Origin of the sequence: Cryptosporangium arvum DSM 44712, from assembly GCF_000585375.1 — a bacterium.
GTDB lineage: Bacteria > Actinomycetota > Actinomycetes > Mycobacteriales > Cryptosporangiaceae > Cryptosporangium > Cryptosporangium arvum.
In genome coordinates, this window is record NZ_KK073874.1 from 4977385 (window position 1) to 5002775 (window position 25391).

General features: G+C 74.3%; 24 protein-coding genes. 7 read left to right on the top strand and 17 right to left on the bottom strand.

The annotated features are described in order from the left end of the window. Positions 1–42: 42 nt before the first annotated feature. Entirely contained in the window at positions 43–1923 is a 1881-nt protein-coding gene (locus CRYAR_RS22430) for an NsdA family TPR-like regulatory protein (protein WP_157017973.1), read from the bottom strand. Positions 1924–2520: 597 nt separating this feature from the next. Here CRYAR_RS22430 and CRYAR_RS47485 point away from each other — a divergent pair. Together CRYAR_RS47485 and CRYAR_RS43460 are read left to right on the top strand one after the other, a co-directional pair. After that, positions 2521–2691 (top strand): hypothetical protein, encoded by a 171-nt coding sequence (locus CRYAR_RS47485; RefSeq protein ID WP_157017975.1) that lies wholly within the window; start codon positions 2521–2523, stop codon positions 2689–2691. Continuing rightward, entirely contained in the window at positions 2688–3557 is an 870-nt protein-coding gene (locus CRYAR_RS43460) for an LLM class flavin-dependent oxidoreductase (protein WP_051570801.1), read from the top strand. Before CRYAR_RS47485 ends, CRYAR_RS43460 begins: the two co-directional genes overlap by 4 nt. Here CRYAR_RS43460 and CRYAR_RS22440 read toward each other — a convergent pair. After that, positions 3538–4179: a cysteine hydrolase family protein gene (locus CRYAR_RS22440; RefSeq protein ID WP_035855024.1), complete on the bottom strand. Its 642-nt coding sequence runs from the start codon at positions 4177–4179 to the stop codon at positions 3538–3540. The two genes, CRYAR_RS43460 and CRYAR_RS22440, sit on opposite strands and share 20 nt — an antisense overlap. A gap of 111 nt (positions 4180–4290) precedes the next feature. Here CRYAR_RS22440 and CRYAR_RS22445 point away from each other — a divergent pair, with 111 nt between their 5' ends. Next, a complete protein-coding gene (locus tag CRYAR_RS22445) occupies positions 4291–5031 on the top strand; it encodes an SDR family NAD(P)-dependent oxidoreductase (RefSeq protein ID WP_035855026.1) in 741 nt (246 codons plus the stop codon). Here the strand turns inward: CRYAR_RS22445 and CRYAR_RS22450 are convergent. The 9 genes from CRYAR_RS22450 to CRYAR_RS22490 all read right to left on the bottom strand — a co-directional run bounded on the left by CRYAR_RS22450 (position 4983) and on the right by CRYAR_RS22490 (position 14507). Continuing rightward, complete coding sequence (locus CRYAR_RS22450; RefSeq protein WP_051570802.1) at positions 4983–5939, bottom strand: AraC family transcriptional regulator; 957 nt, start codon at positions 5937–5939, stop codon at positions 4983–4985. The genes CRYAR_RS22445 and CRYAR_RS22450 overlap by 49 nt on opposite strands. 18 nt (positions 5940–5957) lie before the next feature. Further along, the gene (locus CRYAR_RS22455) at positions 5958–7025 is read right to left on the bottom strand and encodes a hypothetical protein (RefSeq protein ID WP_035855028.1); all 1068 of its coding nucleotides are present in this window, start codon (positions 7023–7025) and stop codon (positions 5958–5960) included. Next, entirely contained in the window at positions 7022–7534 is a 513-nt protein-coding gene (locus CRYAR_RS22460) for a SigE family RNA polymerase sigma factor (RefSeq protein ID WP_211247585.1), read from the bottom strand. Before CRYAR_RS22460 ends, CRYAR_RS22455 begins: the two co-directional genes overlap by 4 nt. Before the next feature lie 71 nt (positions 7535–7605). Continuing rightward, positions 7606–8214 carry a class I SAM-dependent methyltransferase gene (locus CRYAR_RS22465; protein WP_211247586.1) on the bottom strand — a complete coding sequence of 203 codons (609 nt, stop codon included), beginning with the start codon at positions 8212–8214 and terminating at the stop codon, positions 7606–7608. 63 nt (positions 8215–8277) lie between these two features. Continuing rightward, entirely contained in the window at positions 8278–10818 is a 2541-nt protein-coding gene (locus tag CRYAR_RS22470; RefSeq protein ID WP_035855030.1) for a polynucleotide kinase-phosphatase, read from the bottom strand. After that, complete coding sequence (locus CRYAR_RS22475; RefSeq protein WP_245620713.1) at positions 10815–12188, bottom strand: 3' terminal RNA ribose 2'-O-methyltransferase Hen1; 1374 nt, start codon at positions 12186–12188, stop codon at positions 10815–10817. The genes CRYAR_RS22470 and CRYAR_RS22475 overlap by 4 nt, the downstream gene beginning before the upstream one ends. Positions 12189–12234: 46 nt before the next feature. Continuing rightward, the gene (locus tag CRYAR_RS22480; protein WP_157017977.1) at positions 12235–12939 is read right to left on the bottom strand and encodes a hypothetical protein; all 705 of its coding nucleotides are present in this window, start codon (positions 12937–12939) and stop codon (positions 12235–12237) included. Between the two features lie 21 nt (positions 12940–12960). Further along, entirely contained in the window at positions 12961–14178 is a 1218-nt protein-coding gene (locus CRYAR_RS22485; protein ID WP_035855037.1) for an RNA polymerase sigma factor, read from the bottom strand. Further along, on the bottom strand, positions 14175–14507 hold the full coding sequence (locus tag CRYAR_RS22490; RefSeq protein WP_035865850.1) for a YciI family protein: 333 nt from the start codon (positions 14505–14507) through the stop codon (positions 14175–14177). The genes CRYAR_RS22485 and CRYAR_RS22490 overlap by 4 nt, the downstream gene beginning before the upstream one ends. Positions 14508–14725: 218 nt before the next feature. Here CRYAR_RS22490 and CRYAR_RS22495 point away from each other — a divergent pair, with 218 nt between their 5' ends. Further along, the gene (locus tag CRYAR_RS22495; protein ID WP_035855040.1) at positions 14726–15670 is read left to right on the top strand and encodes a hypothetical protein; all 945 of its coding nucleotides are present in this window, start codon (positions 14726–14728) and stop codon (positions 15668–15670) included. Positions 15671–15684: 14 nt separating this feature from the next. Then, complete coding sequence (locus tag CRYAR_RS22500) at positions 15685–16497, top strand: alpha/beta fold hydrolase (RefSeq protein ID WP_035855042.1); 813 nt, start codon at positions 15685–15687, stop codon at positions 16495–16497. Here CRYAR_RS22500 and CRYAR_RS22505 read toward each other — a convergent pair. Both CRYAR_RS22505 and CRYAR_RS22510 read right to left on the bottom strand, forming a co-directional pair. After that, on the bottom strand, positions 16473–17132 hold the full coding sequence (locus CRYAR_RS22505) for an N-acetyltransferase (RefSeq protein WP_035855043.1): 660 nt from the start codon (positions 17130–17132) through the stop codon (positions 16473–16475). The genes CRYAR_RS22500 and CRYAR_RS22505 overlap by 25 nt on opposite strands. Then, positions 17125–18024, bottom strand: coding sequence for an AraC family transcriptional regulator (locus tag CRYAR_RS22510; RefSeq protein WP_084700836.1), 900 nt, complete (start codon positions 18022–18024; stop codon positions 17125–17127). The genes CRYAR_RS22505 and CRYAR_RS22510 overlap by 8 nt, the downstream gene beginning before the upstream one ends. A gap of 35 nt (positions 18025–18059) precedes the next feature. Here CRYAR_RS22510 and CRYAR_RS22515 point away from each other — a divergent pair, with 35 nt between their 5' ends. After that, on the top strand, positions 18060–18782 hold the full coding sequence (locus CRYAR_RS22515; protein ID WP_035855046.1) for an SDR family oxidoreductase: 723 nt from the start codon (positions 18060–18062) through the stop codon (positions 18780–18782). A 261-nt stretch (positions 18783–19043) separates the two neighbouring features. Here the strand turns inward: CRYAR_RS22515 and CRYAR_RS50285 are convergent, their stop codons facing one another. The 3 genes from CRYAR_RS50285 to CRYAR_RS22525 form a co-directional block, all read right to left on the bottom strand. After that, complete coding sequence (locus CRYAR_RS50285) at positions 19044–22340, bottom strand: helix-turn-helix transcriptional regulator (protein ID WP_051570803.1); 3297 nt, start codon at positions 22338–22340, stop codon at positions 19044–19046. Positions 22341–22399: 59 nt separating this feature from the next. Further along, positions 22400–22573 (bottom strand): hypothetical protein, encoded by a 174-nt coding sequence (locus CRYAR_RS47490; RefSeq protein ID WP_157017979.1) that lies wholly within the window; start codon positions 22571–22573, stop codon positions 22400–22402. A gap of 72 nt (positions 22574–22645) precedes the next feature. After that, a complete protein-coding gene (locus CRYAR_RS22525; RefSeq protein WP_035855047.1) occupies positions 22646–23593 on the bottom strand; it encodes a sigma-70 family RNA polymerase sigma factor in 948 nt (315 codons plus the stop codon). Positions 23594–23656: 63 nt separating this feature from the next. On the opposite strand from CRYAR_RS22525, the gene CRYAR_RS22530 reads away from it, so the two are divergent. Further along, positions 23657–24439, top strand: a complete 783-nt coding sequence (locus tag CRYAR_RS22530) for an alpha/beta fold hydrolase (protein ID WP_051570804.1) — start codon at positions 23657–23659, stop codon at positions 24437–24439. Here CRYAR_RS22530 and CRYAR_RS22535 read toward each other — a convergent pair. Continuing rightward, positions 24423–25325, bottom strand: a complete 903-nt coding sequence (locus CRYAR_RS22535; protein ID WP_035855050.1) for a hydroxymethylglutaryl-CoA lyase — start codon at positions 25323–25325, stop codon at positions 24423–24425. The two genes, CRYAR_RS22530 and CRYAR_RS22535, sit on opposite strands and share 17 nt — an antisense overlap. Positions 25326–25391: the final 66 nt, after the last annotated feature.

A 25391-nucleotide genomic window follows, 5' to 3' on the forward strand; every position in this document is an offset into this window, starting at 1 on the left:
GGTCGGGATGGATGACCCGACTTCACTGTAATGGCCCACGGGCTAGGAAGCCTGTTGTGCGCTCATCGCCTGACTCATGATGCATCGGAACTGGCTCTCGAACCGGTCCGACACGGCGCGGCGCAGCCGTCCGGAGAGGTCCGCACGCAGATCGGCCAGTTCCTCGACCACCCGGGCGCTCAGCACCGACGCCTCGCACATCAACGTCGCCGCGTCGGCGCCGGCCTCCTCGGCGTCGGCCAGGTCGCCGCACGCGAGGTGGGCGGCGCCGACCCGCACCGCGTAGAGGGCCCGGTTGCGGTCGCTGGCCCGCACGCCCCCCGACGCACGGCGCAGCAGCGGCCGGGCGTCGCGGGCCCGGCCGAGGTCGAGCAGGCAGGTGCCCTCCATGCCGTCGAGCTCGTTCTCGTCGAGGTGTGCGAGCCACTCGGGCGTCGGCGCGTGGTCGGTGTGCCGCCGCCCCACCGCGGTCCGGGCCCGGTCGAGGGCCAGCCGGCTGCGGCGCTCCTCGCCGAGCATCGCGTGGGCGCGCGCCTCCCGCAGCGCGATCAGCGCGGTGCGGTCGGCGAACGCGCCGGGGTCGGCCCGGCGGGCGGCGGCCGCGGTGCCCAGGCCGAGCTGCGGGCTGTGCTGGGTGGTCTCCAGGTAGCTCAGGTCGGTCAGCGCGTGCGCCTCCAGCGGGGCCGAGCCCAGCGTGCGTGCGGTCGTCAGTGCTTCGGTGAACCAGTGCCGCGCGGTCTCCAGCCGCCGGGCGTCGAACGCGGTCCAGCCCGCGCACATGCTCAGGTCCCCGGCGGCCAGGCGCAGCGCCGTCTCGACCGGGCGCGGCAGGCTCTCCTCGGCCAGCCGCCGCTCGAGCACCGCCAGCAGCACCTCGGCCTCGCGGTGGGCCACGTCGCCGCCGACGTCGTAGTCCAGCCGGTAGAGCCGGGCGATCGACCGGCGCACGCCGTCGGCCAGCTCGTCGGGGGGCAGCGTGGCCAGCAGCTGGGAGTCGGGGGGTTCCACCGGGCGCCCCGGCGGCACGGCCGGCGGTCCGGCCACCTCTCCGTGGCGCAGCACCAGGCCGGACGGGATCCGTAGCCCGCCCACGAACTGCGCCAGCAGCGCCGGCGTCGGCGCGAGCCGCCCGTTCTCCAGCCGCGAGATCGTGCCCTGGGAGACGCCGACCAGCTGCGCCAGCGCGCGCTGCGTCGAGATCTCCGTGCCGGCCCGGTAGAGCCGGGACACCGCGCCGAGGTCGTGGCTCACCAGCGCCTCGCGCATCGGCGGGGCCCACCAGAACACGAACGGCTTCGACACGGCCACCGGCGCGGTGCGCCCGGGGATCCGGGGCTCGTCGCCGGGGATCAGGTCCCACAGCGCCAGCCACGCCGCCCGGTCGACGTCGTCGAGGAACGTGTCGGAGAGCAGATCGACGAGCATGTCGCGGCGGAACGGGCGCCGGCCGGTCAGCGCCTGGCTCAGCGTGCTCACCGGATACCCGAGGCGTGCCGCCCGCCCGCGCAGCGTCACGCCTTCGAGCTCGACGAGCGCGCGCAGGTGCTGGGCGTACGTGGCCCGGCGGGCGTCGGCGGCCGGCAGCGTGCGCAGGAGCTGGCGGACCTTGGTCTGCAACCGGCGCGCCTCCGCGTCGACCGGTGCCGGCCGCAGCCCGGCGCGGGCCCGTTCCCAGCGCGACCGCCAGAGCGGCAGGTCCTTGGGCGGCGCACCGCAGGCCCGGACGAACGCCGCGGTCACCTCCCAGGTGGGCAGGTGGTGTCCGGCCGCGGCCTCGGACAGCCGGGAGGGCGCGTAGTGGGCGCGGGCGGCGATCGTCCGGTAGGTCGGCGCACCGGCACCGGCGCGCAGCCGGCGCAACGCACCGGCGAAGCCGGCCAGCGCACCGTTCTCGGACGGAATCGGATTCTCCGGTCGGGGCACGGCGTCACCCACTGCAAACAGTCACGAGTGCTCCAGCATTGTGGTCCGGACGAACAATTGACGAGGCGCCTGCGGTGATTTTCGCGAACTCGTCCCAGTGCTCGCCACTCCCCACGGCCGCACCACCCGATCGGACGCAATTGCGGTACGTCGAACAATCGCCGTCCGGCGGCCGGGTCACCGCTGGTCGGGAACGCGACGCCGACGGAGAGGGCGGACGCGCAGGTCGGATGGGCACCGTCCGGTGGTCACCGGGTGATGCGCCACGCATCAGGACGGCGCGCTGCCATCCGGATCAATCCGGGCCACATTTCCCGCCGCCGACCGGTGAATGCGCCTAACACAAATGGGTATACGCGCGGTCGGTGTAATGCCGAAAGCGATTCCGCGACGACGATTCGGCGCACGTCATCGGGCGGTCGGGCCATTTCCCCGGCGCGTCACCGGTGCCTCCCGACGCACCTCGGGAAACACTCACAGGCATTATTTGGACAAATACCCCCCGGACCGCGGGCCGCCCGTGATCCACTGCACCCGGCCCCCGTGCACCCGGCCCCTGTGCACCCACGGCCAGCGACGACCGATGAGGAGGCGACAGTGACCAGCACCGACACGATCAACCATCCACATGGTCCGGACCGGGACGACCACCGTGGACACAACGGCCGCGAGCGCCCGTCCGCTCCGCCCGAGCCCGACGAACCGCCGGGTCCGGGGCCGATCACACCGGAGAAGGCGCCGGACCCGCTGACCGAGAGCCGCCAGTGAAGCTCGGACTCGCACTCGACCTCGGCTCGGCGGCCCTGGTCGCCGACCAAGTCGGCGACGCGCTGCCGGTGCTCCGTACCGCGGAAGACGTCGGCGTCGACGCCGTCTGGATCGGGGAGAGCTACCACCGCCGGCCGGAACCGTTCCACCTGCCGTCCGCGCTGCTCGTGCTCGCGCACCTGGCCGCGCGGACGTCGCTGCGCCTGGGTACCGGTGTGCTGCTGCTGCGCGCCTACGACCCGCTGCGCCTGGCCTACGAGACCGCGCTGCTCGACCAGCTCTCCGGCGGCCGGCTGACCGTCGGCATCGGCCTGGGCCCCGCCGACCTGCGGACGCGGTTCGGCACCAGCACCCGCCCCGACGCCGCGCTCGAGACGCTGCGGAAAGCCTGGAACGAGGTGGCGCCCGCCCCGGTGAGCGGGCCCCGGCTGCTCGTCGGCGGTGGCGCCGAGGTGGCGGTGCGCCGGGCGGCCACCTACGGCGACGGGTACTACGCCGCCACCAACTACACCGACCGGCTGCTGGCGCGGCAGGCCTCGGCGTACCGCGAACTGGTGCCCGGCGGCAAGGTCGTCGCCAACCGGCTGTGCCTGGTGCACCCGGACGGGTCGCGGGCCCGGGAGCTCGCCGAGCAGTACTTCGCCCCGGTCGCCGGCTACTACTCGTCCCGGGGGCTGTGGGAGTCCGTGCCGGGCGACCCGGCGGCCCCGTCGACGCTCGTCGGCACGCCCGCCGAGGTGGGGGCGGCGCTGCGCGGCTACGCCGAGGCCGGCGTCACCACCGTCAACCTGCGGGTGAAGCCGTTCGGTACGCCGCCGGACGTCGCCCGCCGCACCCTGGAACTCGTCACCGCCGCCATCGGCTGACCAGTTCGTCGGCGGTCGTCAGTACCGCGACGTGGAGCGCGAGCTGGGCCAGCGCGGCCTCGTGCGTCGCGACGTCGTACGCGGCGACCGCGTCGGCCGGGACGAGCACCGGCCAGCCGAGCTGGAACGCGTCGGTCGCGGTGGCCGCCACGCAGCAGTCGCTGGTGAGCCCGGCCACGGCCGTCCATCCGACCCCGGCGTCCCGGAGCGCCTCGGCCAGCCCGGTGCCCAGGAACCCGCTGTATCCCCGCTTGACCACCTGCGTCTCGTCGTCGGCCGGGGTGAGGCCGTACCAGTCCGCGCCCGGCGTCCCGCGGACGCACGGTTCATCCGGCCCGTAGGGCGCGCCGGGGTCGCCGGTACGCAACCAGAGGCTGGCACGCCAGGGGGTGGCCGGGTCGGTGCCGAGCCCGACCCAGAACACCGGCACGCCGGCCGCGCGCGCCGCGTCGACCAGTGCGCCGGTCCTCCGCACGGCGGCGGCGACCGCGGCCGACGCGTCCGGCGCCAGTTGGTAGCCGACGAGGTACTCCGGGTCGGCGAACGAGCGCTGGACGTCGACGACGATCAGCGCCGGCCGCCCGCCGCGCAGAGCCGCCAGCTGTCGTTCGCGCAGGGTCACGTGCCGACCGTGCCATGCGCCGCCGCGAAGGAACAGTGCGCCGCGGCGAAAGATCCGCGCCGGCCGGACGGGGACAGTGGACGGGCCAGAACGTTCCAGGAGAGGAAACACGTGAGCGAGAAGGTTCTGTCCGGCAAGGTGGCGATCGTGACCGGCGGCAGCCGGGGCATCGGGGCCGCGACCGCCCGGCGGCTGGCGCGGCTGGGCGCGGACGTGGCCATCACCTACGCCATCGAGGCGGAGAAGGCCAAAGCGGTCCTCGACGACCTGCGCGCGGAAGGCGTACGCGCCGAGGCGATCCAGGCCGACCAGGCCGACCGCGCCCAGGTGACCGCGATGGTCGACGCGGTGGCCCGGCAGTTCGGCCGGATCGACATCCTGGTCAACAACGCGGGGGTGTTCCGGCCCGGCGAGCTGTCCGGCGCCGACCGGGACGCGCAGGCGGCCGTGAACGTGACCGGCGTGGCCGACACGACCTACCAGGCCCTGCGCTACCTGAGCGACGGCGGTCGCGTGATCAGCCTGTCCTCGGGGCTCGCGACCCGGGCCGGCACCCCGGGCGTGGCCGACTACGCGGCGGGCAAGGCGGCCGTCGCCGGGTACACCCGGGCCTGGGCCAACGACGTCGCGCCCCGGCGGATCACCGTCAACGTCATCGAGTGCGGCCTGGTCGACACCGACATGGCGGTGCCCGCCGACTCCGAGCTGGGCCGGGTGTTCGTGCAGATGATCCCGCTGCGCCGGTACGCGAGCGCGGACGAGGTCGCGGGCGCGGTCGCGTTCCTCGCCGGCCCCGACGCCGACTACATCACCGGCAGCACGCTGCGCGTCGACGGCGGCGCGCTCGCCTGACGGGTCTCCCGGGGGGTCAGCCCGAACTCGCGCCGGTACGCGGTGGCGAACGACGAGTGGCTGGTGAATCCGCAGGCGTACGCGATCTGCGTGATCGACCGGTGGCGCCAGTTCGGGCTGGTCAGCCGGGTGCGCGCGGCGCGCAGCCGTTCGGTGCGGATGAGGTCGCGCGAGGTGGTGCCGGCCGCCTGCAGGACGTCCTGGATGTAGCGCGTCGACCAGCCGAGCGCCCGCGCGATCCCGGCGACCGTGAGGCCGGAGTCGGCCGCGTGACGCCGCACGTACCGCCGGATCTGGGCCTCGACCTCCGCCCGCTGGGCCGGGGGCGCCGAATCGACGGCGCCCTCCGCCGCCAGCCCGACCAGGTCGAGCAGCTGGTCACAGGCGACGTCGAACGCCGCACCGGTGAGCTGCTCGCGCTCCTCCTGCAGGGTGAGCACCATGCGCCGGATCACCCGGCCCAGCCCGGCGGTGCCGTCGAACGCCAGGGACTCGCGCGTCGCGGTGCGGCGGTGGACCGCATCGGTGGGGATCAGCACCGCGGTCGAGACGAAGTCCTCGGCGTGGGCGAACGTGAACGGGCGGTCCACATCGCACAGCGCGAGCGTCCCCGGCCGGATCACGCTCTCGGCGCCGGCCTGCGTGACCTGGGCGCTGCCGACCATGGGGACCAGCAGCTCGAACACGCCCCGGGTGTCGGCCCGGATGTGCCTGCCCTGCCGGACGAACTCCTCACGGACGTTGCCGCAGAGCGCGATGCCGTAGGACGTCGACCGCTGCCATTCCAGCCGGCCGGCCCAGGGACCGGTCTCGGTGAGGGTGACCCGGCTCTCCCCGTGCAGGTCGATGAACGCGTCCCGCCAGGTCCGCGCGTCGGGGGTCGAGCCCGGATCGTTCCAGTGGTACATGCCGACAGGCTAAACGACCTAATCGAGACCCTGACCGGGGCCGAGGGCACCCAGGAACTCGACGAACCGCTCCCGGGTGAACAGATTCGGCTCACGCGTCTCGACGTTCACCACGACGCCGTTCGCCAGCCGGACCCAGCCGTACCAGAGCCGCTGCGCCGCGGTACCGGCCTCGGCGATCTCGCCCTCGCGACCGTTCACCGTGACCGGTGCGCGTCGCACGCCGCTGCGCCGGTCACGCCACCACTCGCCGGGCTCGACGTGCTGCCAGTACACCTGCACGGCCGCGTTGTCGGGCACCGCGGGCAGAGTGCCGTTCAGCGCGACCGGAAGGTTCTTCACCCGCGGGTCGCAGAGCGCCACCTGCGACGTGTCGAACTCCTGCCCGGACCCGTCGTGGCTCGCGCACAGCACCAGCGGGGAGGGGACCGCGGCGAACCGGATCAGCTCCTGCACCGCGGTCGGCTCGTCGGTGAGCCCACGGGCGACGCCGAAGAGCTCGTCCCGGCTGACCGCCGAGTACGGGTCCTCGTCGCCCCGGGTGACGACCGACACCGCGACCCAGAGCGCGGGCCCGCGCTGGAAGGCCAGCGTGGCCATCGAGTCCCCGTCGTTGATCGGAAGCGCGGTGAGCGTCGCCGGCCGCCCGTCGAACGCCACCTTCTCCGGCTCGACGCCCGGCCAGGTGGAGCCGTTCGGCTCGGTCGAGTCGATCGACACCTCCAGCTCCGCTTCGGGGTTCTCACGGGTGGACCAGATCCGCCACCGCCCGGTGTCGAAGATCGACACCCGGGGCCGGCCGAAACCGTCCGGCAACTCGCCGAGGCCCAGCGGCGCCGGCGGCAACCCACTGTCGGTCAGCGGCGGTGCGGCGACCTGCAGGGTGGTGTCCGGCTCGCGCAGCTGCACGGTGGCGACGCCCGCGGCCAGCACGACCGCCGCGACCGCGGCCGCACCCACGGCCAACCGGCGGCGGCGGACCCGCCGCTGCCGGCCCCGGACGGCGCCGACGAGGCCGGCCGGGGGCGGAGCGCCGTCAGCCAGTTCGGAGAGCACCGAGCGCACGTGGGTTTCGACGTCGTTCATGAGAAACGCTCCTCGAGCAACGGGGACGCCCCGCGTAAACGGGCCAGTGCCCGGCTGGCGTGGGACCGGACTGTGGGTGCCGAACAGCCGATGATCGCGGCGATCTCGTCGTCGTCGAGATCCTCGTAGAACCGGAGCACGAGCACCGCGCGCTGACGCGGGGGCAGCCCGGCGACGGCGATCCGCACCGCGTCGCGGTCGGCCACGCTGTCGGCGTGGTCGGGACGACCGTCCTGGTTGGTGTCGGCGTCGGGGAGGGCAGGCACCTCCGCCGACGCTCTCCGCCGGCGCCACGACAGGTACTGCCGCAGGATCGTCTTGCGCACGTAGGCCGCAGGCTGCTCGGAGCGCACCTTCGGCCAGCGCCGGTGCACCCGCACGAACGACTCCTGGACGAGGTCCTCGGCCAGGTGGTAGTCACCGCACAACACGTACGCGAACCGCAGGAACGTCCGCCCGTGCTCAGCGACGTAACTGTCGAACGCCACCTCGTCGAGGTTGCTCGCCACAATCTCCAACTCCTTCGACCGGGCTCATCCGTATCAACGCGCTCCGATCGCGATCTGTGGAGTCGTGCGGCCTACCGGGGTCGGCGGCAGTGGTAGACGAGGGCGGGAGGCACGTTGGCCCAGACCGTCCGGCCCACCACGACCTCCTCGAAGCGGGTGTCCAGGAGACGGCGGAAACGGCGGGCCGGGCCCGACCACCGCGCGTGCACGTACGCGAACGTCGTGAACGCGCCCCCGGGCTGCAGGGCGCCGGTGATCGCGTCGAGGATCCCGGTCTGCTGCTGCGCCCCGAACGCCGCCCACGGCAGGCCGCTCACCACGACGTCGGCGCGGTCGATGCCCCGGCCGCCGAGGACCTCGGGCAGGTCACGCGCGTCGGCCGGGATCACGTCGACGCCGGGGAAGCGCGCGGCGAGCAAGCGGGTGAACTGCTCGTTCACCTCCAGCGCGAGGTGAAGCCCCCGGCCGCCGAGCGCCGCCTGGATGACGCGGGTGAACGCCCCGGTGCCCGGCCCGAGCTCCACGACCACCGGCTGACCCGACGCCGCGATCGGCGCGGTGACCCGGCGGGCCAGCGCTCCCCCGCTCGGCACCAGCGAGGCCACCCCGAGCGGGTCACGCACGAACTCCCGGACGAAGGGCATCGTGTCGCCGTCGCAGTGCGTGTGGAGCGTTGTCATGAGACTGAAGTGTGCGGGTGTTCCCGGTGGTGAACCAGGGACCGCCGATCCCCGGTTCCGCGGTCACAGGCGCGGGTCGGTCGGCTCCGACTCCAGCGCCAGCACCGCGAACACCGCCTCGTGCACCCGCCACAGCGGCTCACCGCGGGCCACCCGCTCGAGCGCCTCGACGCCGAGGGCGTACTCGCGCAGCGCGAGCGACTGTTTGCGCCCGAGCCCCCGTTCACGCAGCCGCTCGAGGTTCGCCGGCTCGGTGTAGTCGGGCCCGTAGATGATCCGGAGGTACTCGCGGCCACGCACCTTGATTCCCGGCTGCACGCGCCGGCCGACCGCCCCGTTGGCCAGCGGCTTCACCACCATGCCCTCGCCGCAGGCCCCGGTCAGCTCCTCCCACCACGCCACCCCGGCCGCGCTCGAGTCCGGGTCGTCCACGTCGACGACGAGCCGGCGGGTGCGCCGCACGAGCGCCGGGTCGGCCGCGGCCAGCCGGTCGGCCACCTCGAGGTGCCAGCCGTGGTCGTGGTCGGCCCAGGTGCGGCCCTCGCCCTCCGCGGGGCCCGACGCCAGCAACTGGAACGGCGCGACCTCGACGCCGCTCAAGCCGGCCGTCGGCCACACGTACCGGCGGTACGCGTCGCTGAACGCCTCGGCGTTGTGGACCCGGGCGGTGGCCCGCCCCAGCAGCTCACCGACGTCGACGCCCCGGGCCGCCACCGCCGAGAGCACGTCCACCGCGGCCGGGGTCGCGGCCCTGGCGGCGGCGCCGACGGCCGCGTACTGCCCGCGGAGCAGCTCGTCGGCCTTCGCCGACCAGGGCAGGATCTCCGCGTCGAACAGCAGCCAGTCGGCGTCGTTCCACAGGCCGGCGGTTTCGGCCGCACCCCGCAGCCGGCCCAGCAGCTCCTCGGTCAGCGGCGCGGGGAAGAACGCCCGGCCGGTGCGGGTCCAGACGGCTCCGCTCGCGCCCGGCTCGGCGTCGAACCGGGTGTGGGCGACCCCGGCGCTGCGACCGAGCAGCACCACCGCGCGGGAGCCCATGTGCTTCTCCTCGCAGATCACCCGGTCGACGCCCGCCGAGCGGTAGGCGTCGAACGCCGCGGCGGGGTGTTCCAGCAGATCGCCGGTGGACGCGGTGGCGCACGGGGCCATCGTCGGCGGCAGGTACATCAGCCAGCGGGGGTCGAGCGCGAACCGGCTCATCACCTCGAGCGCGCCGGCCGCGTTCTCCTCCCGGACGGTCACCCGGCCGGCCAGCCGGGTCTCGACGCCGCGGCGTCCGGTGACGTCGGTGATCGCCAGCTCGTCGGGGCGGCGGGCCGCCTCCGGGGACAGCGGCCGGACCGGCTCGTACCAGACCCGCTCGGCCGGGACGCTCACCAGTTCCCGCTCCGGGTAGCGCAGCGCGGTGAGGGCGCCGCCGAACACGCACCCGGTGTCGAGGCAGAGCGTGTTGTTGACCCACTGGGGCCTGGGCACCGGCGTGTGCCCGTAGAGCACCGTCGCGCGGCCCCGGTACTCCTCGGCCCACGGGTAGCGGACCGGCAGCCCGTACTCGTCGGTCTCGCCGGTGGTGTCGCCGTAGAGGGCGAAGCCACGCACCCGGGCGGACGCCCGGCCGTGGTACTCCTCCTTGAGCCCGGCGTGCGCGACGACCAGCTTGCCGTCGTCGAGGACGAGGTGCGACACCAGCCCGTAGCAGAACTCCTCGACCGCCGCGACGAACTCCGGCGGCTGCCCGGCGAGCTGCTCGAGCGTCTCGGCCAGCCCGTGGGTGCGCTGCACGTCGCGGCCCCGGAGCGCGCGGACCAGCTTGTTCTCGTGGTTGCCGGGGACGCAGCGGGCGTGGCCGGCCGCGACCATGCCCATCACCAGCCGCAGCACGCCGGGGGCGTCGGGACCGCGGTCGACGAGGTCGCCGACGAACACCGCCCGGCGCCCGGCCGGGTGCACGGCGTCGACCGGGCGACCCTCGTCGTCGTGCACGAGCGTGTAGTCCAGCCGGGTCAGCAGGGCCTCGAGTTCGCGACGGCACCCGTGGACGTCGCCGACGACGTCGAACGGGCCGTGGTCGTCGCGGAAGTCGTTGAGCAGTCTCTCCCGGACGATCACCGCGTCGGCGATCTCGTCCTCGCCGCGGAGCACGTGGACGGTGCGGAAGCCCTCCTTGCGCAGCGACCGCAGCGAGCGGCGCAGCTGGTCGCTCTGGCGCCGGATCACCGGTGCGCCGAAGTCGCGGTCGGTGCGCCCGGCGTTGCGGGCGAGGCACACCTTCTCGGGCACGTCGAGGACGATCGCGACCGGCAGGACGTCGTGCGCCCGGGCCAGCTCGACCAGCGCCTTCCGGGCCTGGGCCTGGGTGTTCGTGGCGTCCACGACGGTCAGCCGGCCCCCGGCCAGCCGGACGCCGGCGATGTGGTGCAGGACGTCGAACGCGGCCCCGGTGGCGCTCTGGTCGTTCTCGTCGTCGGCGACCAGCCCGCGGCAGAAGTCGCTGGAGAGCACCTCGAACCGTCCGAAGTGGGTGCGCGCGAACGTCGACTTGCCCGAACCGCTGACCCCGACCAGGCACACCAGCGACAGCGTGGGAATCGTCAGCGTGCTCATCGGACCTCCTCGCGCCGGAAGATCGCCAGCTGGGTGGGCGGGCCGATCTCGGGGTCGTCGTCGCCGACCGGCGCGTGGTGCACGGAGTAGCCGTGCTCGTGCGCGACCGCCGCGGCCCACTGCGCGAACTCGGAGCGGGTCCACTCGAACCGGTGGTCGGGATGGCGGAACGCCCCGGGGCGCAGGCCGGCGTAGCGGACGTTGTACTCGGCGTTGGGCGTGGTGACGAGCACGGTCCTGGGCCTCGCGGCACCGAACAGCGTGCGCGCGAGCGCGGGCAGGCGCGGCGGATCGAGGTGCTCGATCACCTCCATCAGCACGACCGCGTCGTAGTCGCGCAACCGGTCGTCCCGGTAGGTGAGCGAGGACTGGATCAGCTCGATCCGCGCCCGCACGTGGTCGGACATCCGGTCGAAGTTCAGGCGGCGGGCCGCGGTCTCCAGCGCGCGGGCCGAGACGTCGACGCCGAGGACCCGGGCGAACCGGGGATCGTTGAGCAGCGCGCGCAGCAGAGCGCCCTCCCCGCAACCGAGGTCGACGACGCTCGACGCGCCCTCGGCGGCCAGCGCGGCGACGACCGCGTCGACGCGGCGGCGGGCCAGCGGGCGCGCCCCGGCGGCGACCGCGTTGTCGAGCGTCTCGGGCTCGGTGTCGTCGATCTCGGCCAGCCGGCCGACGGCGGAGAGCACCAGCTCGCGGCGGTGACGCAGGTACCGGCGGGTGATCAGGTCACGTTCGGGGTGCGTGGCCAGCCAGCGCCCACCGGCGCGCAGCAGCTTGTCGACCTCCTCCTGGCTGACCCAGTAGTGCTTGGTGTCGTCGAGCACCGGGAGCAGGACGTAGAGCTGGGTCAGCGCGTCGGCCAGGCGCACCTCGCCGGTGAGCTCCAGCGCGACGTACCGCGACGCGCCCCAGTCCGGTACCCGCGGGTCGAGCGGGATCGGCGTGGCGCGCACGCTCCAGCCCAGCGGCGCGAACAGCCGCTCGAGAAGCTCGGGGCCGCCCTGGCTGGGCACCGCGGGCAACCGGATCTCCAGCGGCAGCGGACGCTCGGCGAGGTCGGGACGCGCGTCGCAGCGGCCGTTGAGCGCGGTGCGGAAGACCTTGCCCAGCGCGACCGCGAGCAGCGACGAGGCCACGTACGGCCGGTCGTTGACGTACTGGCTCAGCGACGCCTGCGCCGGGCCGCGCACCAGCGCGACCGGGTCGACCTCGAGCAGGAGCGCGACCGTGCTGCGCTCGGGCGTCGCTTCCGGCCACACCACGTGCGCGGCGCCGGCGGCGACGTCGAAGCGCAACGCCTTGTCGGGGTGCTTGTGCAGCAGGTACCCGAGGTCGGTGGCGGGCCGGTGGGTCGTGGACAGCGTCATGAGCACCGCGACAGTGTCGCGTGCCCCACCGACGATCTCGCCCCAATTACGCCCCGGCCAGCGCGTCGAGCCCGGCCCGCGTGCCGATCCCGGCGCGGGCCGCCGGGTTCTCCCGGTAGTGGCGGATCGCGGCCGCGAGGAACTCCACGTCGACGAGCTCGTCGTGCACGGTGATGCTCTTCCAGCCGTCGTACCGGGTGAGCAGCCAGATCGTCCGCCCCTGGACGTGCTCGGGGTAGGGACCGCCGGGTTCGAGCACGTCCCAGACCACCCGGTGCCGGGGCGAGATCCGCAGACCGTCGGGGGTGAGCCGGAGAGGCCCCGACCGGAACAGCGCCCACACCATCAGCGGCACGACGAGCACCGCGACGACACGCAGCGCCAGGGAGTCCAGCTCCGGCTGGACGATCAGGTTCGCCACGATCGGCGCCTGCAGCACGAACACCGCGCCGAACCACGGCACGCCCCGGGGCAGCCGGAACTCCCCGGCGCCGACCACGAACGTCACCCGGGTCCACCGCCGGGCCAGCCGGAACAGCAGCAGGTAGAGCAGCGGCACCGCGAACAGGACGAGGAACCCGGTGAGGAGCAGCCAGAGCGGCAGCTCGGACGCCGGCAGCGACCCGATCCAGGTGTACAGCGCGGCCGACACCGCGCCCAGCACCAGCGCCCCGAACCGCGCGCCGTGCACCAGCGCCGCGAACGGCATCATCGACGCACTCCGCTGCGTTCGGGCGAGAGGCTGCTCCACAGCGCCGACCCTAGCGGCCGCTCACCCGGCGAGCTGGTCGCGTCGGCGAACGAGGTAGGAGATCTCGCCGGCGTTGGTGGCCAGCGCGATCGCCCGGTCGTACGCGGCCCGCGCCGGCGCGCTGCGCCCCAGCCGGCGCAGCAGCTCGGCCCGGGTCGCGTGGAACGTGTGGTAGCCCTCGAGCGGCAGCCCGTCCACCTGCGCCAGCGCGACCTGCGGGCCGTCGACCTCGGCGACCGCGATCGCCCGGTTGAGCCGGACGACCGGCGAGGGATCCAGGCGCGCCAGCTGGTCGTAGAGCGCGACGATCTGCGGCCAGGCGGTGTCCCGGACGTCCGGGGCGTCGGTGTGGACGGCGTTGATCGCGGCCAGGAGCTGGTAGCGCCCGGGGGCCTCGCCGGCGGCCAGCCGCGCCCGGACCAGGGCGTGGCCTTCGGCGACGAGCTCCCGGTCCCAGGCGCCGCGGTCCTGCTCGCCGAGCGCGACCAGTTCGCCGCCCGCCGTCACCCGCGCGGCCCGGCGCGCCTGCGTCAGCACCATCAGCGCCAGCAGCCCGGCGACCTCGCCGTCGGCGGGGAGCAGGCCGTGGACCAGCCGGGTCAACCGGACCGCCTCGTCGGCCAGGTCGTCGCGCAGGGGTGACCGGTCGGGGTCCGAGGCCAGGTAGCCCTCGTTGAAGATCAGGTAGAGCACGGCGAGGACGCCGGTGACGCGGGCCGGGAGGTCCTCGCGCAGCGGCACGCCGTACGGGATCCGCGCCGCCCGGATCTTCGCCTTCGCGCGGGTGATCCGCCGCGCCATCGCGGGCTCCTCGACCAGGAACCCGCGGGCGATCTCGGGCACGGTCAACCCGCCGACCAGGCGCAGGGTCAGCGCGATCCGGGCCTCCATCGCCAGCGCGGGGTGGCAGCAGGTGAAGACCAGCCGGAGCCGGTCGTCGTCGATCGCGCCGAGCGGCTCGGGGGTGTCGGTGAGCATCAGCGCCTCCTGGTGCTTCTCGTCGCGCCGGACCTCGCGGCGCAGGCGGTCGACGGCCTTGCGGTAGGCGGTGGTGGTGAGCCAGGCGCCGGGGTTGGCCGGGACGCCCTCGTCCGGCCAGCGTTCGACCGCGGTGGCGAACGCCTCCGCCGCCATCTCCTCGGCGACGTCGAGGTCGCCGAGGCGCCGGGCCAGGGTGGCGACCACCCGGGCCCACTCGTCACGGTGGACCCGGGTGATCGTGTCGGCGACGCCGGTCATTCGCTGTGCGTCGGTCGGAGCTCGATCCGGCGGTTGCAGGCCTTCGACGCCTCGGTGGCCAGCCGCAGCGCGACGTCGAGATGCGGTGCGGTGATGATCCACAGGCCGACGACGTACTCCTTCGTCTCCACGTACGGCCCGTCGGTGAGCACGGGCTCGTCGCCGCGGTTGTCGACGACGGTGGCCGTGCCGGGCGCGCCGAGGCCGTCGGCGAACACCCAGTGGCCGCCGGTCCGCAATTTCTCGTTGAAGACGTCGATCGCGGCCTGCTCCTCCGGCGTGCCGGGGTGGGTGCCGTCGTCGAGCACGGACATCAGGTACTGCGCCATCCGGATCATCTCCCGAGGTGTGCGGGGTGCGAGTCAACCCTGCTACGAACGGCGCCCGCCCGATCGGACACCCCCGCCGGGATCTTCTCGACACCGCCATCGACGGCTGGCGCCCACTGCCCTCAGCTTTCCGCGGAAACGGCCGATTTACTGCTCAAGCCAGGCTCTCGGACACCTGACGCGAGCCCACCGTTAGAGCGAGAGCCCGAGGACCCGCGATGAAATTCCGCCTGGTGACCCGCAGCGACTTCGACGGACTGGTGTGCGCTGTCCTCCTGCGTCACCTGGACCTGATCGACGAGATCGTGTTCGTGCACCCCAAGCCGGTGCAGGACGGGCTGCTCGAGATCACCGAGCGCGACATCCTCACGAACCTCCCCTACTCGCCCGACGCGCACCTGGTCTTCGACCACCACCGCTCGGAGACCCTCCGCGTCGGCGCGAACTCGGCCAACCACGTCATCCGGCCGGACGCCCCGTCCGCGGCGCGCGTGGTCTACGAGTACTACGGCGGCCGGAAGGCGTTCCCGACGGTCTCCGACGACATGATGGAGGCCGTCGACGCCGGCGACTCCGGCGCGTACGACCTCGAGGACATCTTTTATCCCGAGGGCTGGACGCTGCTGAACTTCCTGATGGACAGCCGCACCGGCCTCGGACGCTTCCGGCACTTCAAGATCTCGAACTACCAGCTGATGATGAAGCTGATCGGCGTCTGCGCGGAGAGCCCGACGGTCGACGACATCCTCGCCCAGCCCGACGTCGCCGAGCGCGTGGACGTCTACCGCAAGCAGGCGAACGCGTTCACCGAGCAGCTGCGCCGCCTCGGTCGTCAGCACGACGACGTCGTGGTGGTCGACTTCCGTCGCGAGCAGGTCATCCACGCCGGCAACCGGTTCATGGTCTACGCGCTGTTCCCGCAGGCACGGGTGTCGATCCACGTGCTGCCCGGCCGCGGCGGCACGAACACGGTGCTGGCGGTGGGCAAGTCGATCCTCGACCGCACGTCCCCCACCGACATCGGCGCGGTCATGCTGCGCCACGGCGGCGGCGGGCACCGGGCGGCCGGCAGCTGCCAGGTCGAGAACGAGCGCGCCGACTCGTTGCTGGCGCAGGTGATCACCGAAGTCGCGGCGAAACGGGAACCCGCATTGACTACATGATGTAGACAGATCGGGTGACCGACTTCTCGTCCGCGTACGACGCGGTCCTGGCGCAGTGGCCGGCCGGAACCGAGGCCGTCGACCTCCCGACACCGGTGGGGCGCACGCGTGTCCACGCGAGCGGCCGGGGCCGTCCGCTGGTGCTGCTGCACGGCGGTGGCGCGACCTCGACGGCCTGGTTCGCGCTGGCGTCCGCGCTGGCCGGGGAGTTCCGGGTGCACGCCCCCGATCTCGTCGGCGACGCCGGGCGCAGCGAGCGCACCGCGCTGACGTCGGTCGCCGACCTGCACCGCTGGCTCGACGCCGTGCTCGACGGCCTCGACCGGCCGGTCCTCGGCGGCCACTCCTACGGCGGCTGGATCGCGTTGAGCTACGCGCTCGCCCACCCCGGCCGCGTCGACCGGCTGGCGCTCTTCGAACCGTCGTCCTGCTTCGCCCCGATGGCACCGGGATATCTCCGGCGCGGGCTCCCGGTGCTGCTCGGCGCCACTCCCCGGCGGGTGCAGCGGCTGTACGACTGGGAGACCGGCGGCCGCGCCGTGGACCCGGCCTGGATGGAGCTCATGCGCGCGTCCACCGCCGAGCGTTGGCACCGCCCGGTGCTCCCCCGGCGTCCGAAACCGGAGCAGCTGACGGCGCTCTCCCTCCCCGTGCTCGTCGTCACCGGTGGCCGCAGCCGGTCCCAGGACCCGGCGCGGGTGGCGCGGGTGGCCACCGGCCTTCTTCCCGACGTCACCGCGCGCACCGTCGCACAGGCCAGCCATCACACGATCCCCACCGAGGACGCCGACGAGCTCGCCGCTCACCTGCGCGCGTTCACCGGCTGATCCCGTGCGGGCCGGATCAGCACCTCGCTGCCGATCGGCGTGAAGCCGGCCGCGAGGAACGCCCGGAGCGAGCGGGCGTTGCCCGGCGAGACCCCCGCGAACACCGCCTCGTCGCGCGGCACCAGCGACAGCGCCTCGCGGATCAGCGACCGGCCGTTACCCCGTCCGCGGACGGTCTGGTGGTGCAGCTCGATCGACATCTCCAGCCGCCCGGCGATGCCCTCGGCCAGCGTGACCAGGCCCCGCTCGTCGCCGTAGACGCGCACGTTCGACCGGCGGGCGCGGGCGAACGCGACCCGCGGGTGGTCGTCGGCGTCGGTGAGCTTCGGGAGCGCCGCCGCCCCGCCCCGGCCCCGGGCCACGACGGTGACGTCCAGGTCGCCGACGTCACCCGCCGGGCCGGCCAGGAAGCGCAGGAAGTCCGGGGACATCGACCGGCCGAACCCGTCGGGCTTCTCGGCCGCGACGTGCGCGGGGCTCAGCGCGGTGGCCACCACCGCGTGCCCGGTGAACGCGACCGCGCACTCCCGGCCGCCGTCCAGCGCCGGCACGGCGGTCACCGTCCCGTCGTCGTCCGGGAACCGGCCGTCGGCGGCGTCCAGAAAGTACCGGAGGAGCGGATGTGCGTCAGTCATACCGAAAAGGATGGAGCATCCGCGCGCCCGGCGGGTGCCCGGTGACCCGTTTGTAGGCCGCGCTGAACGCGCTCTCGGACGCGTATCCCCAGCGGCCGGCGACCGACGCGACGGTCCGGCCGGCGGCCAGCTCGGCGTCCGCACCGGCGATCCGCCGTCGCCGCAGGTAGTCCATCGGCGGTACACCGACGAGCGCGGCGAAGCGGGTGGCGAAGACCGTGCGGGAGAGCCGGGCGACCGCGGCCAGCCGCGCGACCGTCCAGGGCTCGGCCGGCCGCTCGTGCAGCGCGAGCAGCGCGGCCCCGATACCGGGTTCGCTGAGCGCGCCCGCGAGCGCGCTGGACCGGAAGACCTGCAGGTAGAGCGCTTGGCTCAGGTGCCGGCGCAGCGCCTCGCCGGCGCGCCCGCCCGCAGTGGCCTCGGCCGCGAGCAGCGACAGCGTCGCCGCGACCCCGCCGCGCAGGGTGCGCGCGGGCGGCAGCCCGTCGAGGAGCAGGCGCGCGCCGTCGGCATCGGCGAAACGCAACGCGGTGCCGACCATCCGCACCGTGACCGGCCCGGTGCCGGCCTCGTACCGGGCGTCTCCCCGCGCCGCCGCGGCGCCGTCGCGCGGACGGACCGCCGGGTCGCTCGCGGTGACGTAGTCGGCGCCGCTGAGCAGGTACGCCTCACCCGCTCCGAGGCGCACCGGTTCGGCCGCGCCGGCGCGCACCCAGCACGTGCCTTCCTCGACCGCGACGACCTTCACCTGCGCCGACCGGCCGAACCGCAGCGCCCAGTCCCCGCCGCCGGCGAACGTCGAGAGGCGGGCCGGGCGCGCGCCGAGCGTCGCGAGCGCGTCGGGCAGCACGTCGGCCGAACGATCGCGCACATCATCCGAACGCTCGCTCATGGTCGCTCCACGTCCCCATTCCTACCGTTCGAGACATGGAAACCACCAACACGGTCGTGGTCATCACCGGCGCGAGCAGCGGGATCGGGGAGGCGACGGCGCGACTGCTCTCGTCGCGGGGCGCACGGCTCGTTCTCGGGGCGCGCCGCACCGACCGGCTCGAGGCGCTCGCGTCGTCGCTCGGCGACGCCGTCTACGCGGCGACCGACGTCCGCCGACGCGACGACGTCACCGCCCTGGTCGACCTCGCGCTCGACCGCTTCGGCCGGGTCGACGCGTTCGTCGGCAACGCGGGCATCGGCCCGGTGTCGCACCTGGCCGACCTGCGGGTCGACGAATGGGACGCGATGGTCGACGTCAACATCAAGGGCGTGCTGCACGGGATCGCGGCCGCGCTGCCGGTGTTCCGCGCGCAGGGCAGCGGGCACTTCGTCACGACCGCCTCGACGGCCGCGTTCCGCACGCTGCCGACGATGGCGGTGTACGCGGCGACGAAGACCGCGGTCCGGGTGATCGCCGAAGGGCTGCGCCAGGAGTCGGACGGCGCGTACCGCGTCACGACCGTCACCCCCGGCTTCATCGCGACCGACTTCGCCGGGGCGGCCACCGACCGGGAGGTCCGCGCCGACCTGCTCGCCCTGCGCGACCGGATCGCCATCCCACCGTCCGCGGTCGCCGAGGCGATCGCGTTCGCGCTCGCCCAACCACCCGAGGTCGACGTCAACGAGCTGGTGATCCGCCCGGTGACGCAGGGCTAGGGTCGGGTTTCCAGGTTCAGGCCGCCGTGGGCGTGGTCCGGGCGGCGAGCGGCAAGGCGGAGGTCCTTTCCGATCCCGCTGCTTAATCCGAAGGGACCCGCAACGCGGCCTGGCGGCGGCTGAGCGGAGCCGCAGCCGCAGCCGGAGCGACCGGCAACCCGGCCTGGCGGCGGCTGAGCGGAGCCGAGCCGGAAGGACTGGCAACCCGGCCTGGCGGCGGCTGAGCGGAGCCGCAGCCGAGCACGGATCGCCGGATGCGGCCTAGGTGAGGAGACCGGCGCGGCGGGCCAGGGCCGCGGCTTCGGTGCGCCCGGCGGCGCCGAGCTTCGCCATCAGGTTCGACACGTGGACGCTCACCGTCTTGTCGCTGATGTAGAGGGAGCGCCCGATCTGCCGGTTGGTGCGGCCCAGCGCGAGGAGTTCGAGCACCTGCCTCTCTCGCGGGGTCAGCTCGGTGTCGCGGCGATCGGCCGCGGTGCGTGGCCCGGCCGGACCGGCCAGCGCGGCCAGCTCGGCGAGCAGCGGCTCGGCGCCCAGCTCACGGGCCGTGGACCGGGCCGCGGCGGCCTCGGCCCGGGCGGACCCCGGGTCGCCGGTGGCCAGCAGGGCGGCCGCCAGCCGCGCCCGCGACCGCGCGCCCTCGAACCGGTGCCCGTAGCCGAAGGCCTCCACCGACCGCCGCCAGACCGCCACCAACTCCTCCGCTGACGGAACCTCGGCCGAGAGCGCCTCGGCCGAAGACACCGCAGCCGAAGACACCGCAGCCGAGGACACCGCGGTCGGGGGACTCCCACCCGAAGGAATCGCGGCCGTGGCCGACACCTCACCGCCGGCCGGGCCGACAGCGGCAAGGTCGACCGCGGCAAGGTCGACCGCGGCAGGGTCGGACGCGGCCGGGCCGGATTCGGCAAGGTCGGGCGCGGCCGGGTCGGGCGCGGCCGGGTCGGGCGCGGCCGGGTCGGACGCGGCCGGGTCGGACGCGGCGGCCCAGCGCAGGCGGGCCCACTCGGCGGCCACGCGGACGACCCAGGCCGTGCTCTCCGGCCCGAGCGGCCCGCCCCCGTGCGGCGGCGCCCAGCGCAGGCGGGGCCAGTCGTCGTCGGCGCGGGTCATCCGGGTGGGCTCGTCGGGGCCGAGCCTGCCGCTGCGGGCCCGGACGCTCTCCGCGACCCGGCCGACCATGCTCACCAGCTCCGCACCCCGACGCACGGCCGCGGCCCGCTCGGCCGCTCCGGCCCGGGCGACCGAGCTCGCGAGCGCGCCGAGCGCCAGCGCGTGCAGCCGGAACCGCGCGTCGAACCAGCGGCCACCCCACTGGGTGGAGACCGTGTCGATGATCTCGTCGTGGGTGGCCAGCGCCGCCTCCACGTCGCCGCGGTCGGCGTACGCGTCGAGCAGCGCGGCGCCGCCGATGATGCAGAGCACCCCGTCCCGCCGCCACCAGGGCCGGTTCGACTCGGCCAGGCGCAGCACGTCGGCCGAGCCGCGCCCGGCGTGCACGGTCAGGCTCGCCGCGACCAGGCCGGCCCGGGCCAGAGCCGGAGCGTCGGGGTAGGCCGCGGCCACGGACAGCGCGTCGTCCCAGCGCCCCAACACGTAGTCGGCCTGGATCATCATCGGCAGCGCGTCGGCGCCGTAGGTGGCCCATGGACGCCCGATCTCGCGGGCCACACCGGCCGTCTCGCCGAACGCCAGCCGCGCGTCCTCCAGGCGGCCCTGCTCGTAGAGGAAGATCGCCAGGCTGTAGAGCGAGCGCAGCGTCGCGTTGGGATCGCCCGACGCGCGGGCCTGCACGATGCTGTCGCGCAGCAGCCGCTCGGCGGCGGCCGGATCGGCGCGCCAGCGTTCGATCCGCGCGCGGGTGGTGGCCGCGTCGGCCTGGACGTTCGTGATCCCGACGCGGACGGCGATCGCGCGCGCCTCGTCGCTGTAGACGATGGCCTCGTCGATGTCGCTGGCGTTGGCCGAGAGCGCGCGGGCCAGCGCGGCCAGGGCCCGGGCCCGCAGCGCGGTCGGCGGTTCCTCGGGGATCAGCTCGAGCGCCTGGCGGGCCAGGCCGACCACGTCGTGCGAGGTGTCGAACGCGACCGTGTGCTCGCTGAGCTCGATCAGCAACGCGGCCCGGACGTCGGGCGCGGCGTCGGCGGGCAGCCGGCCGAGCGCCTCCTCGATCATGTGCACGGCCCGGAACGGGTACCCGGCGTGCGAGGCCGCGCTGGCGGCCTTGCGGGGCAGCTCGACCACCGTGCGTGGGTCCTCGACCAGGGACGCCAGCTCCTGCACCGACTCGTAGAGGCGCATCGCCTCGCCCGGCGCGGCGACCCGCATCGCCTCGTCGCCGGCGCGGATACCGGCGTCGAACGCGGTGGTCAGGTCACCGGCTTCGCGGGCGTGGCGGGCCAGGTCGGCGTCGGTGCCCGGTATTTCCAGGCTGGCGATGACCTCGGCGAACTGCGCGTGATGACGGCGGCGCTCGCCGGGGAGCAGGTCGTCGTAGACGGCCTCGGCCAGCAGCGCGTGCCGGAACGCGTACTTGTCGCCCGGGCGCAGGTCGAGCACGTGCGCGTCGGCGGCCTCGCGCAGCGCGGCGTTGAGCGCGGCGCTGCTCAGGCCGGCGACGCGGACCAGCCGGTCGTGGTGGATCTTCAGCCCCGCGACCGCGATCAGCTGCAGCACGTGCCGGGTGTCGGCGGACAGCCGCTCGAGCCGGATCAGCAGCAGATCGGCCAGGTCGCGCGGGATCATGACCGACGACGACGGGCTGGCGACGAGCTCGGCGATCAGCTGCTCGGCGTAGAACGCGTTGCCCTGGGCGCGGTCGAGGACGTCGGCGAGCACGGCGTCGTCCAGCTCGGTGGCCGAACCCTCGGCGAGGCCACGGACGAGCGCGGCGGCGTCGGCCCGCTCCAGCGGACGCAACGCGACCCGCAGGACGCCGGGCAGCCGGCCCCACTCGAGCACGACCGTGCGCAGCGGGTGGCGGCGGTGCAGGTCGTCGGAGCGGTAGGAGGCGACCGGCACGACCGGGGCTGCGGCCTCGGCGGACAGGCGGGTGAGCAGGAAGCCGAACAGCTCACGGGTGGCGCCGTCGGCCCAGTGGAGGTCCTCCAGGACCAGTAACACGCGCCGGTCGCTGGCCAGCTCGAACAGCGCGCCGAGCACGGCCTCGTACAGCACCGCCGGGTCGAGGCGGCCCTCGTCGCCGTCGGAGCCGACCATCCGGCGCTGGGGCAGCAGGCGGGCCAGCGGCGGGTAGTGCACGCGGAGCCGTTCGACGGTCTCGGGTTCGTCCCGCGCGAGCCGCCCGAAGGCCTCGCTGATCGGCAGGAAGGGAACAGCATCACCCCCGAAGCTGACGCAGTGCCCCACCAGGACCAGCGCGCCCTCGGCGTCGGCCGCGCGGGCGAACTCCCGCAGCAGGCGGGTCTTACCGATGCCGGCCTCGCCCGACACGACCGCGGCGGAGGCCCCGCCGGACGCCGTGCCGCCGAGCAATCCCCGTAGCGTCGCCAGCTCGGCGTCGCGACCGACCAGAGGGGCCGGCTCCGCACTCGTCATGAAGGCATTGTCGCGAACGGGTCCGACAGAATTTCCGGTGACCGCCGGTGACGTCATGATCAGCAGTCGGGCGCCGACGGTTGCAGCCGGTGACGCGCGAACAGCAGCGTGAACACGCCGGCCCGGTGCCGACGCGGACTCTGCTCGGTGTCGGCGCGGCGGGGACCGGTGCCGAGGCGCTCACGGGTGTAGTCGTACTGGGCCTTCGCGAATTCTTCGGTGATCGAGAACATGCACCTTACGGTGGTCGTCTAAGGGGGGTCCCGGCATCGCCACTTTGCCCTAGAGCGGCGTCGGCGCAGGCCTTAGAAGGCCTCGAAGTACTCCGCACCGATGAACGACGTGATCGCCGCGATCTTCTCGCCCGCGAAGTCAAAAACGTTCACCGACCAGGGACGATACGGGCCTGAGGGGGTGTCGGCGAGGTAGGAGGCGACGGCCGGTCCCCCGTTGGCCCGGACCGGTCGGTGCCGCCAGGAACCGCAGTGCGCCATCGGCACCGCCGCCGCGAACCCGCGCACCGCCTCACGCCCGGAGTACCAGTGCGGCAGCGGCGGCATCGACCACGTCACGTCGGCGGTGAGCAGGGCCACGAACGCGTCGGCGTCCCCCCGCTCGAGCGCGCCGGCGAAGCCCGCGACGGTGTGGCGCAGCCGGGCGTCGTCGGCCGGCTGGGTCGCCGGGAGCGGCGCGCGGGCCCGGGCCCGCTGCAGCGCGCTGTTCACCGACGCCACCGTGGTGTCCATCGTGGTGGCGATCTCGGCCACCGTGAAGCCGAGCACGTCGAAGAGCAGCAGCGCGGCCCGCTGGTTGCCCGGCAGGTGCTGGCAGGCGGCGACGAACGCCAGCTGCACGGCCTCGCGCTGCTCGTAGGCGCCGTCCGGGCCGGTGAACGGGGTCAGCCATGGCACGTCGGCCGCCGGGGCGTCGGTGGCGACCGGGTGGTCGGACGCCGGGCCCAGGTCGACCGGCAGCACCCGGCGGCCGCGGTGGGCCAGCGCGTCCAGGCACACCCGGGTGGCCACCGTGTAGAGCCAGGTCCGCAGCGAGCTGCGCCGTTCGAACCGGGCCAGCCCCCGCCAGGCGCGCACGAGCGCGTCCTGCAGGGCGTCGTCGGCGTCGTGGATCGATCCGAGCATCCGGTAGCAGTGCGCGCGCAGCTCCGGTTGCAGCGGGCCGACCAGGCGGCCGAAGGCCGCATCGTCGCCCGCCAGCGCCCGGCTCAGGTCGTCGTCGAGAAAAACTTCCGCCACGAGCGATGAGTCTGCCCGACGAACCCGGTCTCCCTCTCGAAGCCCCGATCCAGGAGGAACCCCATGCTCGACGTACCCGGCGCACGACTGCACTACGAGCTGCGCGGACGCGGACCGCTCGTGGTGCTCGCCGGTGCACCGATGGACGCCGACGCGTTCACCGGCGTCGCCGACCTGCTCGCGCTCGACCACACCGTGCTCACCACCGACCCCCGAGGCATCAACCGCAGCACGGTCGACGACCCGGACCGCGACTCGACGCCCGAGGACCGCGCCGACGACCTGGCCCGGTTGATCGCGCACGCCGACGCCGGGCCCGCGGTCGCGTTCGGCTCCAGCGGCGGCGCGGTGAGCGTGCTCGCGCTGGCGCAGCGCCACCCCGGGTCGGTGCGCGCGGTGATCGCACACGAGCCGCCGCTGATCGACCTGCTCGACGACCGCGCACAGCGGCGTGCGAAGACCGAGGAGATGATCGCGACCTACCTGGCCGGCGACCACCGCGGCGCCTGGGTGAAGTTCCTGGCGAACGCGAACATCCACCTGCCCGGCGAGGTGTTCGAGATGATGTTCGGCGGTCCGCGCGAGGGCCGGGCGGCCGAGGACGAGTACTACGGGTTCGTCCGCATGCTGCGCGGCACGTCGTACTGGCGCCCCGACCTCGAGGTGCTGCGTACCGCGACGGTGGAGGTCGGCATCGGTGAGGAGTCCGCCGGGCAGCTCTGCGACCGCACGTCGCGGGCGCTGGCCACTGCGCTGGGCACGACGCCGACGCTGTTCCCCGGCGACCACACCGGTTTCCTCGACCACCCGAAGGAGTTCGCCGCGCTGATCAGCGCTCGGGGCTGAGCGCACCCGGGAAGTCGCCGGCGCGGCCGAGCAGCGCGGGAACCTGCGTCCCGAGCTCGTTCTCGATGAGGGCGGCCGCGCCGACGACGCCGGAGAGCGTCAGCCCGGACGCGATCCCGGAGCGGCGCAACGCGTAGGTGAGGTCCTCGGTGGCGATGTTCCCGGTCGCGTTCGGGGCGAACGGGCAGCCGCCGATGCCGCCGGCGCTCGCGTCCAGCGCCGCCGCGCCCTGCTCGACCGCGGTCAGCGCGTTCGCGTACCCGGTGTTGCGGGTGTTGTGGAAGTGGAACCGCAGCGGTAACCGGGTGACGTCGCGCGCGGCCTCGACCAGCCGCACGACGTCCGCCGGCACGCCGACGCCGATGGTGTCGGCCAGCGCGATCTCGTCCGCGCCGGCGTCCGCGCAGTCACGCACCAGGCCCGCCACCGTCGCCGGAGCGACCTCGCCCTCGAACGGGCACCCGAAGCTCGCGCCGATCGTGGCCGTGACCCCGAGCCCGGCGGCGCGGGCCCGGCCGCTGACCGCCGCGAACGACCGCACCGCCTCGGCGACGCTCATGCCCTGGTTGCGGTGGCTGAACGTCTCGCTGGCCACCAGCACGACGTTGACCTCGTCGACGCCGGCGGCCAGGGCGCGGTCGAGCCCGCGCTCGTTGAGCACGAGCCCGATGTAGCGGACGCCGGGCGGGCGCGGCACGCCGGCCATCACCGCCTCCGCGTCGGCCATCTGGGGCACGCGTTTCGGGTGCACGAAGCTGGTGGCCTCGATCCGCCGGGCGCCGGCGGCGATCAGCGCCTCGATGTAGGCGATCTTCGCGGCCGTCGGCACCAGCGCGCTCTCGTTCTGCAGGCCGTCGCGCGGTCCGACCTCAACGATCTCCACCATGCGTCAGTGTTTAGCATCGACGTGGAATGTATGCAATGCGCGAGAAACAACCGTCCAACCCCTTGA

What these genes read in the sequence shown, in the direction of transcription:
- CRYAR_RS22465 (WP_211247586.1), bottom strand. Translation starts at nt 8,214, where the DNA reads ATGACAACGCTCCACACGCACTGCGACGGCGACACGATGCCCTTCGTC.
- CRYAR_RS22535 (WP_035855050.1), bottom strand. Translation starts at nt 25,325, where the DNA reads ATGGTGGAGATCGTTGAGGTCGGACCGCGCGACGGCCTGCAGAACGAG.
- CRYAR_RS47490 (WP_157017979.1), bottom strand. Translation starts at nt 22,573, where the DNA reads ATGTTCTCGATCACCGAAGAATTCGCGAAGGCCCAGTACGACTACACC.
- CRYAR_RS22455 (WP_035855028.1), bottom strand. Translation starts at nt 7,025, where the DNA reads ATGAACGACGTCGAAACCCACGTGCGCTCGGTGCTCTCCGAACTGGCT.
- CRYAR_RS22530 (WP_051570804.1), top strand. Translation starts at nt 23,657, where the DNA reads ATGCTCGACGTACCCGGCGCACGACTGCACTACGAGCTGCGCGGACGC.
- CRYAR_RS22475 (WP_245620713.1), bottom strand. Translation starts at nt 12,188, where the DNA reads ATGACGCTGTCCACGACCCACCGGCCCGCCACCGACCTCGGGTACCTG.
- CRYAR_RS22505 (WP_035855043.1), bottom strand. Translation starts at nt 17,132, where the DNA reads ATGACTGACGCACATCCGCTCCTCCGGTACTTTCTGGACGCCGCCGAC.
- CRYAR_RS22515 (WP_035855046.1), top strand. Translation starts at nt 18,060, where the DNA reads ATGGAAACCACCAACACGGTCGTGGTCATCACCGGCGCGAGCAGCGGG.
- CRYAR_RS22490 (WP_035865850.1), bottom strand. Translation starts at nt 14,507, where the DNA reads ATGGCGCAGTACCTGATGTCCGTGCTCGACGACGGCACCCACCCCGGC.
- CRYAR_RS22470 (WP_035855030.1), bottom strand. Translation starts at nt 10,818, where the DNA reads ATGAGCACGCTGACGATTCCCACGCTGTCGCTGGTGTGCCTGGTCGGG.
- CRYAR_RS22510 (WP_084700836.1), bottom strand. Translation starts at nt 18,024, where the DNA reads ATGAGCGAGCGTTCGGATGATGTGCGCGATCGTTCGGCCGACGTGCTG.
- CRYAR_RS22495 (WP_035855040.1), top strand. Translation starts at nt 14,726, where the DNA reads ATGAAATTCCGCCTGGTGACCCGCAGCGACTTCGACGGACTGGTGTGC.
- CRYAR_RS22485 (WP_035855037.1), bottom strand. Translation starts at nt 14,178, where the DNA reads ATGACCGGCGTCGCCGACACGATCACCCGGGTCCACCGTGACGAGTGG.
- CRYAR_RS22450 (WP_051570802.1), bottom strand. Translation starts at nt 5,939, where the DNA reads ATGTACCACTGGAACGATCCGGGCTCGACCCCCGACGCGCGGACCTGG.
- CRYAR_RS50285 (WP_051570803.1), bottom strand. Translation starts at nt 22,340, where the DNA reads ATGACGAGTGCGGAGCCGGCCCCTCTGGTCGGTCGCGACGCCGAGCTG.